The sequence below is a fragment of the Corynebacterium jamesii genome, from assembly GCF_046097395.1.
Classification (GTDB): Bacteria; Actinomycetota; Actinomycetes; order Mycobacteriales; family Mycobacteriaceae; genus Corynebacterium.
The window spans coordinates 159362-172483 of record NZ_CP175789.1 but is presented as its reverse complement, the minus strand read 5'-3'; the positions used below and the strand labels follow the sequence as shown (position 1 = coordinate 172483).

The 13122-nt window shown below is 54.3% G+C and carries 16 protein-coding genes and 2 pseudogenes; 12 read left to right on the top strand and 6 right to left on the bottom strand.

Annotated elements, in window-relative coordinates; all coding sequences use genetic code 11:
• Positions 1 to 22 precede the first annotated feature (22 nt).
• Positions 23 to 799, top strand: a complete 777-nt coding sequence (locus ACKFRT_RS00845) for a YoaK family protein (protein WP_408925410.1) — start codon at positions 23 to 25, stop codon at positions 797 to 799.
• Between the two features lie 10 nt (positions 800 to 809).
• Here ACKFRT_RS00845 and ACKFRT_RS00840 read toward each other — a convergent pair whose 3' ends face one another.
• Together ACKFRT_RS00840 and ACKFRT_RS00835 are read right to left on the bottom strand one after the other, a co-directional pair.
• A complete protein-coding gene (locus ACKFRT_RS00840; protein ID WP_408925409.1) occupies positions 810 to 1229 on the bottom strand; it encodes a type II toxin-antitoxin system VapC family toxin in 420 nt (139 codons plus the stop codon).
• Entirely contained in the window at positions 1226 to 1465 is a 240-nt protein-coding gene (locus ACKFRT_RS00835) for a type II toxin-antitoxin system Phd/YefM family antitoxin (RefSeq protein WP_408925408.1), read from the bottom strand. The genes ACKFRT_RS00840 and ACKFRT_RS00835 overlap by 4 nt, the downstream gene beginning before the upstream one ends.
• A 172-nt stretch (positions 1466 to 1637) precedes the next feature.
• On the opposite strand from ACKFRT_RS00835, the pseudogene ACKFRT_RS00830 reads away from it, so the two are divergent.
• The 4 genes and pseudogenes from ACKFRT_RS00830 (at position 1638) to ACKFRT_RS00815 (ending at position 4900) form a co-directional block, all read left to right on the top strand.
• Positions 1638 to 2150: pseudogene (locus tag ACKFRT_RS00830) on the top strand (hypothetical protein).
• Between the two features lie 144 nt (positions 2151 to 2294).
• Positions 2295 to 2594, top strand: a complete 300-nt coding sequence (locus tag ACKFRT_RS00825; protein WP_293818868.1) for a hypothetical protein — start codon at positions 2295 to 2297, stop codon at positions 2592 to 2594.
• Between the two features lie 359 nt (positions 2595 to 2953).
• Positions 2954 to 4498 (top strand): hypothetical protein, encoded by a 1545-nt coding sequence (locus ACKFRT_RS00820; RefSeq protein WP_408925407.1) that lies wholly within the window; start codon positions 2954 to 2956, stop codon positions 4496 to 4498.
• Between the two features lie 12 nt (positions 4499 to 4510).
• Complete coding sequence (locus ACKFRT_RS00815; protein WP_408925406.1) at positions 4511 to 4900, top strand: hypothetical protein; 390 nt, start codon at positions 4511 to 4513, stop codon at positions 4898 to 4900.
• Between the two features lie 205 nt (positions 4901 to 5105).
• Here the strand turns inward: ACKFRT_RS00815 and ACKFRT_RS00810 are convergent, their stop codons facing one another.
• The gene (locus ACKFRT_RS00810; protein WP_408925405.1) at positions 5106 to 5618 is read right to left on the bottom strand and encodes a recombinase family protein; all 513 of its coding nucleotides are present in this window, start codon (positions 5616 to 5618) and stop codon (positions 5106 to 5108) included.
• Between ACKFRT_RS00810 and ACKFRT_RS00805 the strand changes: the two are divergent.
• The 3 genes and pseudogenes from ACKFRT_RS00805 to ACKFRT_RS00795 all read left to right on the top strand — a co-directional run.
• A pseudogene (locus tag ACKFRT_RS00805) lies at positions 5617 to 6135 on the top strand (ABC transporter ATP-binding protein); the annotation flags it as partial. The gene ACKFRT_RS00810 and the pseudogene ACKFRT_RS00805 overlap by 2 nt on opposite strands.
• Before the next feature lie 112 nt (positions 6136 to 6247).
• On the top strand, positions 6248 to 6511 hold the full coding sequence (locus tag ACKFRT_RS00800; protein ID WP_408925404.1) for a hypothetical protein: 264 nt from the start codon (positions 6248 to 6250) through the stop codon (positions 6509 to 6511).
• Positions 6512 to 6583: 72 nt separating this feature from the next.
• Positions 6584 to 7228 carry a hypothetical protein gene (locus tag ACKFRT_RS00795; protein WP_408925403.1) on the top strand — a complete coding sequence of 215 codons (645 nt, stop codon included), beginning with the start codon at positions 6584 to 6586 and terminating at the stop codon, positions 7226 to 7228.
• A gap of 13 nt (positions 7229 to 7241) precedes the next feature.
• Here ACKFRT_RS00795 and ACKFRT_RS00790 read toward each other — a convergent pair whose 3' ends face one another.
• Together ACKFRT_RS00790 and ACKFRT_RS00785 are read right to left on the bottom strand one after the other, a co-directional pair.
• Positions 7242 to 7892: a response regulator gene (locus tag ACKFRT_RS00790; RefSeq protein ID WP_408925402.1), complete on the bottom strand. Its 651-nt coding sequence runs from the start codon at positions 7890 to 7892 to the stop codon at positions 7242 to 7244.
• 20 nt (positions 7893 to 7912) lie between these two features.
• The gene (locus ACKFRT_RS00785) at positions 7913 to 9082 is read right to left on the bottom strand and encodes a sensor histidine kinase (protein WP_408925401.1); all 1170 of its coding nucleotides are present in this window, start codon (positions 9080 to 9082) and stop codon (positions 7913 to 7915) included.
• A 209-nt stretch (positions 9083 to 9291) separates the two neighbouring features.
• Between ACKFRT_RS00785 and ACKFRT_RS00780 the strand changes: the two genes are divergently transcribed.
• The 4 genes from ACKFRT_RS00780 to ACKFRT_RS00765 all read left to right on the top strand — a co-directional run bounded on the left by ACKFRT_RS00780 (position 9292) and on the right by ACKFRT_RS00765 (position 12451).
• Positions 9292 to 9864 carry an ABC transporter ATP-binding protein gene (locus tag ACKFRT_RS00780; RefSeq protein ID WP_408926111.1) on the top strand — a complete coding sequence of 191 codons (573 nt, stop codon included), beginning with the start codon at positions 9292 to 9294 and terminating at the stop codon, positions 9862 to 9864.
• Positions 9861 to 11138 carry an ABC transporter permease gene (locus ACKFRT_RS00775; RefSeq protein ID WP_408925400.1) on the top strand — a complete coding sequence of 426 codons (1278 nt, stop codon included), beginning with the start codon at positions 9861 to 9863 and terminating at the stop codon, positions 11136 to 11138. The genes ACKFRT_RS00780 and ACKFRT_RS00775 overlap by 4 nt, the downstream gene beginning before the upstream one ends.
• Before the next feature lie 34 nt (positions 11139 to 11172).
• Positions 11173 to 11946 carry a class I SAM-dependent methyltransferase gene (locus ACKFRT_RS00770; protein WP_408925399.1) on the top strand — a complete coding sequence of 258 codons (774 nt, stop codon included), beginning with the start codon at positions 11173 to 11175 and terminating at the stop codon, positions 11944 to 11946.
• A 154-nt stretch (positions 11947 to 12100) separates the two neighbouring features.
• Positions 12101 to 12451, top strand: coding sequence for a VOC family protein (locus ACKFRT_RS00765; protein WP_408925398.1), 351 nt, complete (start codon positions 12101 to 12103; stop codon positions 12449 to 12451).
• A 67-nt stretch (positions 12452 to 12518) separates the two neighbouring features.
• On the opposite strand, the gene ACKFRT_RS00760 is transcribed toward ACKFRT_RS00765, so the two are convergent.
• Entirely contained in the window at positions 12519 to 13118 is a 600-nt protein-coding gene (locus tag ACKFRT_RS00760) for a class I SAM-dependent methyltransferase (RefSeq protein ID WP_408925397.1), read from the bottom strand.
• Positions 13119 to 13122: the final 4 nt, after the last annotated feature.

Below are 13122 nucleotides of genomic sequence, written 5' to 3'. Positions count from 1 at the left end.
CCGCCTGATCAAGAGCTTGCAGATGAATCGAATTGCTTCCGCCGTTCTGAGTCGAGCTCCGACGCGAGAAAACGGAGGCAGTCTACTGAGCTTCTACGGCGCCGGTTGCTACGATTGCGCCATGAAAGGCTACCGCACCGGAGAACACGCACTGGCTATCTACTTATCCTCCATCGCAGGATTCGTAGATACGCTGGGGTTTTTGTACTTGGGAGGGTACTTCCTTTCGTTTATGTCGGGTAACACCACGCGCCTGACGGCGGCAGTAAACGCGGGGAAATGGGAGGTTGCTGCGACAGCGGGCGGCGTGATGGTGCTGTTCTTGGTCGGCGTGGGAATTGGGGCTCTGATCAGCCAACTGGGACATAGGCATTTGCCACGCACGCGCACTCGTGAGGTGATCCTGTTGTTTATTTGTGCAACCTCCACGCTCGCATCGGTGATGGTACTAACGGGGCACGAGCAGCTGGCGGTGTACAGTCTATCGTTCACCGTGGGTGCGATGAACTCCACGTTCGAACGCGATGGCGAGGTGAGCATCTCGCTGACATATATGACCGGCACGCTGGTGAAGATGTCGCAGCGATTCGTGGCCGCTTTGTTCGGTGGGGCACACATCGACTGGATACGCTACTTCGCTCTGTGGATGGCGCTAGCCTGCGGGGCACTGCTGGGCGGCTGGATGTATGTCCAGGTGGGCCTGCACGCGGTTCTGGTGGTGACGGGCATGCTGTACGCGGGAACCGTGACTGCACTGGTGTACCGCCAGTGGCGGCGCAACCGTGGGCTGGCGGTTTAGTGCTAGTGGACTAGAGCTCCCAGGGGTTCAAATATTGCACACCCATCGGCTCAAAATCCTTCTGATTTCGAGTCACGATTGTCAGCCCATGCACACGCGCGGTGGCAGCAATTAATGGATCAGCCTGGGGCCGGGGATCCGGAACATTCAAATTGGCCGCCTCTATAGCCACTCGCTCATCAAGAGGAAGAACCCGGCCTTCGAACAGCGGAAGTAAATCCTGAGTGAACCACTTTTGCAGCCGCTGCCCCTGCACAGGATCGATGTGATTCTTTCGGGAGATACCTAACTTGAGCTCATAGATAGTGATGGCAGAGAGGAATTGGCTGTGCAAGATCTGCGCATTAACCCACTCAAACACCCTGGGATTTACTTTCCCGGGCGGCTTCCGGAGTTCGCTTACCACATTCGTATCGAGCAGGTAGTTCATAGCTCGGGCACCCGCGGTTCGAAGTCCATCCTTACGTCCTCGAGGTCAATGTCCTCTTCCATTTGCAACCGCGAAACCCAGCCTTTATTCGAGCCGGAGATCTTCCTGTAGTCATCAATGGAAAGCAATACGAAGGCCGGCTCACCCCGATCAGTAATAACAACGGGCCCCTCACTGGCCTTCCTTTTCGCGTAACTCACATCCTGATTGAACTCACGCGCACTCACGCTAGTCATGAGAACCCTCCTTTTGTAGCAACGTACCTACATTCTAACTAACCAGCGGTACTTTCAATACCCGCTGTTAGAAACGCCCTGTTTTTATCTTTGCAACACATTGTTGCTAAAGCCTGTGTAGCGACTGATCAACCGCTCACCTCCCCCAACCTCAACCCCAGGGTTTTTCATCATGTTTCTAGCCTTGCGCGAAATGCTTTTTGCGCGCACCCGATTCCTCCTCATGAGCGTCGTGTTGGCGCTCATGTCCTTGCTGGTCGTCATCATCTCCGGCCTCACAGCCGGATTGGTTAACGACGGTGTTTCCGGCCTGAAGGCAATGGATAGTGACGTCATCGCTTTCGCCGATGGCCCCCAGACGGACTCTGCTTTCACCCGCTACATCGTCAACGTCGACGCAGCCTACCTGCCCCTCGACGTCTGGCAGGAAATCCACGCTGGCGCATGTAAGGGCGAAGAGATAAGCCCGTAGGCGTACAAGGAAATCTCCGTCATCGTCGGTGCACTCATCGCCGTCGGCCTCGAAAGCTTCCTGGAAACCACGGCCATGCCCTACGCCACCGAACTCGGATCCGTCCTCAGCGGCAGCGCGATCCTCTTCGTATCTAGCCTGATCGGCGCGTTGATTGCCGTCGTCCGCGTCACCCGCACCAACCCACTTGCAGCCCTAGGAGAGAACCGATGAGCCCCGCCTCGCATCTTCCCGCCCCGCACGTTCCGACCCTGGAACTTAAAGACGTCACGGTGACCTACAGTACTACTTCGCTTTAGGGATCAATGCAGCCCACGTAGGCGTACCAAATACCACTGATACGGAGATCTCACAGGCATGACCATAACTTCGGCCCAGCTTGACGCTGTCATTGCCGCAACCCGCCACATCCCCGAATCAAACTTCACCGCCTACCGCGGTGGTTACCCCCAGGAGATCAGCACAGCCCTTATCGATGCTGTGTTCTCAATCCAGGCCCAATACGACTCCGCTACACCTGGCAAAGGCGTCAGGAACCGCGTGCAGGCCTTCCGTTCCGCGAACCCGAGTGCGATTAATAATCTGTCGGCACTGATCGACTTGGGCACTGAACACGTAGTGCAGATGATGGGGAAGGGAAAACCGGACGCCGCTTGAAAGCGGGGGCAGTACTTGAGGCTGCTGCCGGATACGTGGCTATCGGGGTGAACAATGCCACACGTCGATTGCCTCCGAGTATGCCTGGCTCGGGATATGAGGAAAGTCCGGGGAGTTCGCATCTCTTTCACGGCACGTCGCATCGCATCCCCTCTCCCGGCCGCTCACCTATTCCATATATAAGAAGAACAGATATAGCGCTGAATAGACTGTCGACAAACAGCCATGCAGAATAATTTCAGGAATCTTCCTGCATATTTACAAGATTTCCCAACTATTCAACCATTTTTCATCCCCAAAGGAACTATCTCGCGCTAAGTTCATTTCTAACCATTCACCACAGCGAAAGATGCCCCACCATGGCCAGACCATCTCGCACTATCACCACTCTCCTATTCGCCCTCACCCTCGGCATCGGCTTCACCCCCACCGTGCAAGCTCAGCCCGCACAACCACCAGCAGCCGCCAGCACACCAGCCGACAACAACGCCGATTACGTCGCACCCGGGCGCGAAGATCTCGAACCGGCAGAACCAGGCTTCGACGACAACAACGTCGATAACCAAGCGGGCAAAAACTGGCACCCCACCACCAACCCCAAAAGCAAAGTCATCCCAGGACAGATGCGTTCCGATAAAGAAGAAATCCCTGGTGGTTTCACCAAAGAACAGGCCAACCGCGCCGAGGTCCAAGAAGCTAAAGAACAGGCCACACAGGCACGCTCTGGGATCCAGACTTTTGCCGTTGTCGATACGTGCCGAACGTACTGGCCCAGCCCGTTCAAGGTCTGCGGAAAGATCCGCGAAAAGTACGACTCCCTCGGCGGACCACAAAGCTTCCTAACCTGGCCAAAATCCGACGAACTGAAGGTTCCCGATGGTGTGGGGCGCCGCAACGAGTTCGTCAACGGATTCATCTACTGGCACCCTAATACCGGTGCTCATTCGATCACCACGCACTTCTCTGTCGCTTGGGCACGTATCGGATGGGAACGTGGACCGCTAGGTTACCCCACCACTGACGAATTTGGCCTGTCTGGCAGTATCGGGCGTAAGCAATCCTTCGAGCACGGCCACATCTACGGCTCATTGGCAGGACTGGCCACAATCCACGGGGCGATCTACGACAAGTGGGTGCAAACCGGGGCAGAAAAAGGCCCGCTTGGCTACCCCACAGGTGATGAAACAAAAACCCCTGACGGCATCGGACGGTTCCATAACTTCACCCGCGGGAAGATCTACTGGCACCCACAATATGGAGCACATAGCGTTGTAGGAGCACAGCAGTTGATCTGGGAAGCGAGCGGACGTGAGCAAGGTATCTATGGATACCCTACTTCCGAACAATTTTTGGACAGTAAAGGAAATGTTGTTCAAAACTTCTCAAAAAGTCGACTGGATCTAAGTGTGTACCTAGGAAACACCGCCACTACACGAGTGGGAGAGAAGCTACTTAACGATAAACTAGTTGCTCTTTATCCTGAGTTGGCTAGTGGGGGGAATGTGGAGATAGGCGCACGAAATGACCTTGTCGCCAATGCAGAAACTAGAGATTCTCGTGTAGTGGGCGGAAAAGAGGTAGTGACAATCATTCCAGTCCCTAGCTACTATGTATATGACTGGCATAGAGGAAATCTAAACGACTACTGCACATCTAGCCCTGATGAATACTCTGGAGGAGTAAAGAATGCAGATTTCAGAGGACCTTGCGCTATTCATGATATGTGCTACCAGGCAGTTTCTCGAGGAGAAAGGACCCAATCATTTTGTGATGAAAGGTTCCACTCGCAGCTATTGCTAACCTGCGAAGGCGTATACTCACAATACAGTGTAGATAGGTATCGGTGCGGAAATGTAGCCCAGGTTTACTATCAAGTCGTAAAGAATGCTCCTCATGATTTTTAAGGAATAATTAATTTGATAAAGCGCATTCTTTTCTTGCCGATCATTGAACTTATTCTTATTTCTCTGTCCCTGTTTGGCTTATCAAGATGGATCATAATGCCTTTTTATGACCCATCTTACGGTACGGAGAGCCAGTTTTTTGATTCCTTCAATCAATCTCTTGTAATAATCTCGGCAATTTCTGCCCTTTTGGGCATTTTTCTTGCGGTAATTGCCCCAAATAAAATCGCTACAGGGTGGGCGATCATTGCCGCTGGAGCGGTGGCTGTCGTACTTGTTAAAAGCATGGCAGACAATAGCCCTAACATTGGCGGAGGTCTCATATTTTTAGTCGGCGAAGTCCTCCTGTTGGCAGGGTTCTCCATGGTCGTTAGGTTCTATTTGATTTCTCTATTAAGATAATCCATACTGTTTGACTACTGCTATAATAGGTCAGATTATCCAAGTCCGCTATCGATATGATCGACCTGACCATGGTCTCCTTAAGCCAAATCCGTAGTTCGCGTTGGCTTGCCAAAGCAGCTATACAGCGTTGTTCGCCCTACCTTCAAAACGTCGTGCGACTTCCGCTTTCGGTACACCAGCATCCACCCATGCATGCGCCTGATCAACCTGCTCCGCAGTAAGCGCGCGGGCACGACCTTTGTACACCCCTCGCTCGAGCAATCCCCTCGGCTTGACGCTCCCTAATGATTGAGCGTTCAAATTCCGCCACCGAACCCAGCAGCCCGAGCATCAGCTTGGCGATCGGGGTGGAGTCCTTCGAGTAGATCTGTCCCTCCTTGAGGAACTCCACCGACACCCCTTTGCTGACTAACTCGTCAACAATGGCATACAGATCCGTTAAGGACCGCGCGCACCGATCCATCGACGCGACCACAAGCTGATCCCCCGCACGGACATACCGCATCACTTCATCAAGACTAGGCCGCTTTCGTGAACCACCACTAGCCCTATCTGTGTAATAGGTGAAGACCTTCTCCACCTTGAGTTGCTCAATCTGGCGATCAAGATTCTGATCTTTCGAGCTCACCCGGGCATAACCCACCTTTTGCCCCGAGATCACACCCAACTGTTCCGTGATCTCTAGAGGCAGTGACGGTTCTGTTCCGTTAGTCATGGAGCCAACCCTAGCCAACAGGAAATCTTGTCATTCACAAAGTGTTCGCTTGGGGTACACCGACGGTGATTCCCAGATCACCGCGTTGGACAAGGTGAACCTGACCGTCGAGCCCGGAGAGTTCGTCGCCGTCGTCGGCCCTTCCGGTTCCGGTAAGTCCACACTGCTGGCCGTTGCTGGAGCGCTGACCAACCCAGCCTCTGGCAGCGTCAAAGTCGGCGACGAAGACATCACCAAATACGATGACAAGGAACTAGCCCGCATTCGCCGGGACTACATCGGCTTCGTCTTCCAATCCTCCGGCAGCCTGCCCGGCGCCCTCACCGCTGAGGAACAACCGGAGCTCGCCGCGCGCGTCATGGGTAAACACGGTCGTTACTCTGGTGCGGAGCTTTTGGAGAAGGTTGGTATGACGCCCCGAGCTAAGCACCGCCCAGGAAGTCTGTCGGGTGGCGAACGTCAGCGGGTGGGCATCGCCCGAGCTCTCGTCGGCGACCCACAGGTGTTGCTGGTCGATGGGCGCTTGAGCCCTACCTCCAACTAGGCATAAGACAACTAGGCAACTGGGTAACTAGACATCCAAATAGGCAGCTACGCAGGCCGAAAAGCGGGTAGTAAACTAGGGCACTATGCCGAAGATCACGGAGACGACAGTAGCCGAGCACCGCGCGGTCCAGCACTTCCCGGAAGCGTTCGCCGAGGAAAAGGTGCAGAAATCGCACGCTGGTTTTAAGGAGATCGTGGATAGCTTCTGCCCCGGTGTTTCCTCCATCGACATCGGATTGCTGAATGCGGCGGTGGTAAGGGCGTCAGAAATGGCAAAAACTCCCGAAGACCTCGAACAAGCAATGGCAACACTGCACCGCATGGCGCGCGCCATTGTGACAGGTTAATTCGCCGAACCACCTGCCTGATTCTGCTGTTTTTACCTGGACAGGACCGGGCGACGTTGTACGCTTAGCTTCATGCGAAATCGCCTTGTTGCACTCTCCGTTGCCGCGTTGACGGCTCTCTCGCTTGCAGCTTGTTCGGATGACGAGACTCCGCCTGAGCCGAGCGCTGCTCAGCCTTCGAAGGAGTCCGGCGAAACTTCCGCCGCCGCAGGACAAGAAGGCACTTCGGAAGAAGTGCAAGAAGATGAGGCCTCTGGCAACACAGGTAACACAGACAACACTGGCAACGGAGCCAAGAAGCGCCCCAAACCCACAGCGCCCAGCACTCCGAAGCCCGATAAGGTCGAGCTGGCCCCGAATGAAACGGCTCTAGAGGGCAAGCTGATGAAGGTGCACTTCAGCGATATGACTCCACCGGAGGACTTCGCACGAGTGGCGGACATCGTGGACGATAGCGTGGTCTACTACGCGATCAAGCTCGATCCGAAGAAGCCCGTGACGGCGAAGCTGGGGATAGGCATTGGCACCCAAACTCCCGCATGGGCCATCGTTGGTAGCAGCAGTATGCCAAGCGAAATGAACTGGGACTCCATGGTCGGGCACAAAATCCGCGTCATCGCGCACCGAGACAACATGACCTTCGCGACGGACCCGTCAGCTCCCCCGACAGCGGTGACGATCAAGAACTCCGACTATAAGCCGGAGATCCTCGACTAGTTGGCGTTAGCCTTCATCGCTCCGTATGTCGCAACCAAGCAAGCACTGCCTTTACACGGCGATTAGCATCCTCGGGTGCAAACCCAAGCTTCATAAAAACATTAGCAACGTGCTTGCTCACTGCTCCTGCGGTCAGCACCAATTTATCCATGATCTCCGAGTTGCTCAGACCACGAGCCATTAACGCAAGGACTTCCTTTTCCCGAGGAGTTAACGCAGCCAGGCCGGTTCGTCGCGCCGAAAGTAGGGCAGATACAACCTCTGGATCGACGACGGTTCCTCCCCGAGCAACCTCGCCAAGAGTGTGAACGAATTCATCCACGTCAGAGACGCGTTCCTTCAGAAGATAGCCAAAGCCGCCGTGCTCCAACAGCCGATCGAGGTAGCTCGCCGCAACATACTGGCTAAGCACCATAACTGGTTGGGAAGGATACCGTTTGCGCAGGTCATATACCGCACGCAGGCCATCATCAGTCATGGTGGGAGGCATACGTACATCGGTGATAATTACATCGTATTTCTGCCCATTTTCATCACTCGCCATCGTGGCATTTCGCAATTCTGACGCATCGACCACCGTCACGACTTCATGCCCGAGTGCCATTAGTAATTGTTCTAGCCCGGCACGAAGCAACGCAGAGTCTTCTGCAAGCAAGACCTTCAATCTATTCTCCCTATTCTCCACTAGGTTGATTTGGGGGATTCCGACAGAGGCAGTTCAAGAATTAACTGCGCACCAGATTCACTTTTAAGCGAGCTTTCACCATCCTTAATGTTCTGGAGTTTCACCGTTCCACCAAGTGCAGCAGCACGCTCACGCAAACCTGCGATACCTGTACCGTTTAAGTCACGTGAATCTTCTGAAGAGGTCTCGATAAATCCCACCCCATCATCTGTAATAGACACTCGTAGCCGATTCGAAAAGGCAACCCTCACGTCAACGTGCTTAGCTTGGCCGTGTTTCGTTGCATTCGTCAAAGCTTCGGCAACGCAGTGGTAGGCCAGTAGCGCCATTGTTTCGTCCAACTCCGAAGAGCTACCTTCGACCTGCAAACAAGCGTCGACCCCTGCGTGTGCGATTAGCTCTTCAAGGGCTGCAATCAGCCCTCTGTCAAAGAGCACCTGCGGGGCGATTCCCCGCACAGTCGCACGTAACGCGCGTAGCGCCTGGGAGGCATTGTGTTCTGCATCCTCCAATGCTATCTCCATAACTTCAGCGGAAGCCTGATTCTTGTAATGCAATTTTGCAGTAGCGAGGTTGAGTTTTAGCGCTGTCAAATATTGTTGTGGCCCGTCATGGAGTTCACGCTCGATGCGACGGCGTTCGCCAGAAAAAGCGTCGATAAGAGTGGCACGAGAAGCAGCGAGTTCCTTGTCGCTGGGAGATAGCGCAAACCGAACTACAGCTATTGACGCCGCGGAAAGCAGTCGCGAGAAGATCATCAAAAGACCAATAGCAATGGCAGCCACACCCCAAGAAACGACAAAAATGAGAATTGGATTTGAGGTGGACCATTCGCCCAGAGAAAGCTCGCCGACCGGTAGGAATGGGATGGCAATTAGTACTCCTGCGAAGAAGCCCAAAGAAACCCATGTGAAGAAGGCAGCCGCAGCAAGCACAAGCTGCATCACCAGATGAAAGAACTGTGGCCAGTCGAACCAGCGGCTCGCTTTGCGGTACGGGACGTCCACGCCCATCCACAACGCTCCACGCCTGCAGACAAAATCTGCCCCACGTGCAACAAGGGGAATCCACGGCAGCAGCAGCAACGAGATAACGAATCCAGGTACGAAAAGGAGCGCGAGCACTGCACTCCAACCCAAACTCTTCAACGTCTTCATCGATTTCAACATTAGTGGTCGCCTTTGAGAAAAACGGTAGAGCCAGCTCTACCGTTATATAGGTAGTTGGCTACATGGCTTCCATAATGTGTGGTTGGTCAGATGAGAGTATGCAGCAATCAAAAACAAGAATTCACACCACCGCCACATCGGCTAGCCCACCAGTCTCCTCGCGAGCACTTCAGGCTCATAACCTTACGAAGCGATTCGGCAAGCACAAGGTGCTAGACGGTCTCGAATTGAGCATTAAAGCTGGTGAATTTGTCGCTGTGATGGGCCCATCTGGGAGCGGCAAAACAACACTGCTCAAAATTCTATCCGGCTTAGACAAGCCTTCATCAGGCACAGTGAATGCTCCGAACCGTACAGACCGCGCCTTCGTCTTCCAGGATTACAACCTGCTGGAATCCCTCACGGCAAGGCGCAATGCCATGCTTACCGCCAGGTTCTGTGGGCGCCGCTGCTCCAAGGCCCAAGTCAACACAATCTTTAATTCACTAGGGCTTAAAGGATTCGAAAACTATCTGCCACATCAACTCTCTGGAGGTCAACAACAGCGTGTAGCCGTGGCTCGTGCGCTGCTTGCTAACGCACCATTCATCTTTGCTGACGAGCCCACGGGAGCTCTCGACGATCAGACTGCTGATGTGGTGTTAAGGCACCTCAAAACGGCAACTCAATCTGGATCGACAGTGGTAATGGTTACCCACTCCCAAAGATCAGCCACATATGCGGATCGCGTAATTGATCTTGCTGAGGAATCTCTGGCCACTCCTGGAAGCGGAAACTCATGATTGTTTGGCTTAAAGACTTACAGTCGAATTGGTTGTCATGGCTTGCGATTTCAATTACGATGCTCGTTTCTTCCGCTAGCTGTAGCCTGGCAATTTCGATGATTTCCGCGGGTGGCAACGATGCAATTCCCCTTGGCGGAACGATCCTTGGCATGTCGATCTGTGCCATCGTTCTAGTCACGTTTAGTCAGATGCGTTTGACCATCGAAGAACACCAACCCATTTATCAGAGTTGGCGCATGGTCGGCATGCCTGGGTGGATGATCAACCTCCTCATACTCGGCCAAGTTGCCTTCGTTAGTGCCGTTGCCTCTTTAATCGGGGCACAACTTATTCGCCCAGCGTTAAACCCAGCAGTCGAAGCTCTTCGTGGTGATGGTATCCCCATGCCTGACCTATCGGTTGACGCCTCTGTGGTGATGTGGGTCGTACTTGTTTGTGGTGGGGCCGCTGTAGCTGGCGCACTCTTACCGCTAAGACAGATTTTTCGCCCGCAGGCCGATGCACATCCGTGGTGGATCACAGTCCGAAGCGTGGTTGCTGCGGTCGCGATTGCTGGTTGCAGTGTTGGAGGCGCTTACATCGAGAAAACAGGTGATGTACTGGCCTGGGCGATGGGAATGTCAATCCTCATACCACTACTACTGCCCTGGCTGCTCCCTTTTCTTGACCAGTGGACACGCGTACTCGGCATTGCAGGAGCCAACGTTCGCGTCCGACGTAAGTTTTCCTCGCCTCACATCGTTCCATGGGTATTGTTCGGAGGCCTCATCATCAGTGTGGGTTCAGGGCTTCGATTAATCAAGGACGCAGAGCCTGGGAGCTCAATGTCGGCATGGCAAGTTTTTGTGGTTGTCCTTGGTCCAGTCCTTGCCCCCAGTATCGTGGGCGCCGTAATGACTTCGCTCATTATGCATGCCCGAATCAAAAGGGATATCCATGGGCTTCGCCTTGCAGGCGCGCCCAGTAGGTCCTGGATTCTAATTCAAATAGGCGAAGCATTCGCGCTCACCGGAACGGCTGCAATGGTGGTTTTAGTGTTCACTGTTCTGACCGTTGGCATAGTAAATGACCACCTCACCGGCTTTGTTTCTTTCCATGGGATTTGGTGGACAGCCTTTGCCTGCACCTTCACTGCGATGTTTCTGGTTCTATGTGGCGTCAAACTGGCGGTAGCAACAATCCGGGCAACAGGCGATCACTTTCCCGGTGAATGCGTCCGCCGTCGACTAGCGTTCAGGCACACTATCGAATGGACCAAGCCAGCTGCATGACAAAAGAAAACGTTTTTCAGATAGGGTGAGCAACATGAGCTCCCCCAGCGATATCTGGTCAGCCAGCGACTACGCCCCGACAGCTGCACGCCTACGACCGATCTCTGAACTCGTCGCCGAGGAATTGGCCGGGCGCTTGCCCACCCCTGCAACGGTTGTCGACATCGGATCGGGGCATGGCGATGGCGTCACAGCGCTTGTCGCCGAAGGCTACACCGTGACCGCTATCGAGCCGACCGCCCGAATCCGTGAGGTTGGGAAGCAAAACGTGCCGAACGCCACGTGGATAGACGCACTGGGCGAAAAAACAGGTCTTGCAGGCGCATCCTTCGACGCGGTAACAAGCACATTCGGATCAATGTTCTGCGACCCGATCGCCGGCCCGGCAGAATGGGCTCGCATTTTGCGTCCGGGAGGCGAGCTTGTGATGACCGCCTGGAATCAAAAGGGTTTCCTCGCCACAATGACAGACGCAATGATGGAGGCGGTCAATCCAGGTTCCTCCAAGCAGACCCCACCGCACATGGCCTGGGGTATTGACGAGGTGGCACACGAGCGTCTGTCGCAGTGGTTCGAAAGCATCCACATCGAGCACCGCGAGCTGGAATGGTCCTTCGACAGCGTTGAGGACGGTATGCGGCTATACCGCGAAGGCAGTCCAACGCATGCATGGATGGCCGAGAATATAGGCCCCCACCGAGAAGCGTTGTGGACTGCATTGCGCGATCACCTCGAATCTCATGCCGACACGTCCGGACGCGTCAACTCCACGACCGGCTACGTGCTCATCACAGCACGCCGTCGCTGATCGCCGGGATTCTTGCAGAGAGATCGCCGGAAAATTGCAGAAAATACGGCTTAGCTACACGTTGAACTTGAACTCGATGGAGTGTCGTTGCAGGGTTTCTTACTCGCTTGTAGATAACAAGCGGAAACAACGAAACACAGGTACGCTGCGGATTATGCGTAACCCAGCTTTCGCTATCCGCCAGGTCACCTTCGACTGCCACGATCCTTCCAAGCTAGCCAAGTTTTGGTCGGCGGTAACTAACTGCGAGATCGCCGCAGATTATGGGGACTTCGTTTTGATCGATTCCACCCCAGCGTTAGGTTTTCAGCGCGTTTCGGATCCCACGCCCGGCAAGAATCGCATACATATCGACGGCGGCGGGATTGACCGCGAACTCCTTGTGGAGCGTCTTAAAAGTTTGGGCGCTATCGAACTTAGCTCCCACGAGGCGCCAGGCCTGGTGTGGACCATAATGCAGGATCCGGAGGGCAACGAGTTTTGCGTGGGCAGCCCCGAAGCCTAGCCAGACGTTGAGTTTGAACTCCACCGAATCCCGTTGGTAGTTAACATGCGCAACGTTCTACTCGCGCTCAGGAGTGATTCCACACCAATAGGTAGCGAAACAACGGGAGCCGCCGGAAAGAGCACCCCGGCAAGCATGAGCGTGCCTGTGTTCGAACTTGCCGATAAGTCAAGGGAAACTCGAACTTTTTGGGTGCCGAATCTTCTACGTGATCACGGAGCTTTGCATAGAACCGGTGCTGAACTGCTCCGACAACATCGTAGACAAAGTCGACTGTGGTCGTACTCCTGGCTAAACCGAGGATTACCAACGTGCCACCCGGGGAAACTAGACTGCGCAGCCGAGCCAGCGCCGCTTCAAACTCCGGCAAGTGATGAACCGTTGCTACTGCAGTAACAAAATTAAACTGCCGTTCTCCAAAGTCATGGGTCAACACATCCCCTTGCACCCATCTGACTCCACACTCACGCCGACGCGCAGTGGCTAGCACATCATCATTGGCATCAATCCCTGTCACGGTCAAACCACGGGCACTCAATACTTGTGCCAAAAGACCTTCACCGCATCCCACGTCGAGGGCGCTATTCATTGTCGGCTGGCACTGCTCAAGAATCAGATTATGATAGTGCCGATTATGGTTCCAACCGTCCTGAATGAACTTCTCCATTCCT

Coding starts and splice junctions, on each gene's coding strand:
- ACKFRT_RS00810 (WP_408925405.1), bottom strand. CDS start 5,618: ATGACTAACGGAACAGAACCGTCACTGCCTCTAGAGATCACGGAACAG.
- ACKFRT_RS00760 (WP_408925397.1), bottom strand. CDS start 13,118: ATGGAGAAGTTCATTCAGGACGGTTGGAACCATAATCGGCACTATCAT.
- ACKFRT_RS00845 (WP_408925410.1), top strand. CDS start 23: ATGAATCGAATTGCTTCCGCCGTTCTGAGTCGAGCTCCGACGCGAGAA.
- ACKFRT_RS00820 (WP_408925407.1), top strand. CDS start 2,954: ATGGCCAGACCATCTCGCACTATCACCACTCTCCTATTCGCCCTCACC.
- ACKFRT_RS00825 (WP_293818868.1), top strand. CDS start 2,295: ATGACCATAACTTCGGCCCAGCTTGACGCTGTCATTGCCGCAACCCGC.
- ACKFRT_RS00775 (WP_408925400.1), top strand. CDS start 9,861: ATGATTGTTTGGCTTAAAGACTTACAGTCGAATTGGTTGTCATGGCTT.
- ACKFRT_RS00840 (WP_408925409.1), bottom strand. CDS start 1,229: ATGAACTACCTGCTCGATACGAATGTGGTAAGCGAACTCCGGAAGCCG.
- ACKFRT_RS00785 (WP_408925401.1), bottom strand. CDS start 9,082: ATGTTGAAATCGATGAAGACGTTGAAGAGTTTGGGTTGGAGTGCAGTG.
- ACKFRT_RS00770 (WP_408925399.1), top strand. CDS start 11,173: ATGAGCTCCCCCAGCGATATCTGGTCAGCCAGCGACTACGCCCCGACA.
- ACKFRT_RS00765 (WP_408925398.1), top strand. CDS start 12,101: ATGCGTAACCCAGCTTTCGCTATCCGCCAGGTCACCTTCGACTGCCAC.
- ACKFRT_RS00795 (WP_408925403.1), top strand. CDS start 6,584: ATGCGAAATCGCCTTGTTGCACTCTCCGTTGCCGCGTTGACGGCTCTC.
- ACKFRT_RS00800 (WP_408925404.1), top strand. CDS start 6,248: ATGCCGAAGATCACGGAGACGACAGTAGCCGAGCACCGCGCGGTCCAG.
- ACKFRT_RS00835 (WP_408925408.1), bottom strand. CDS start 1,465: ATGACTAGCGTGAGTGCGCGTGAGTTCAATCAGGATGTGAGTTACGCG.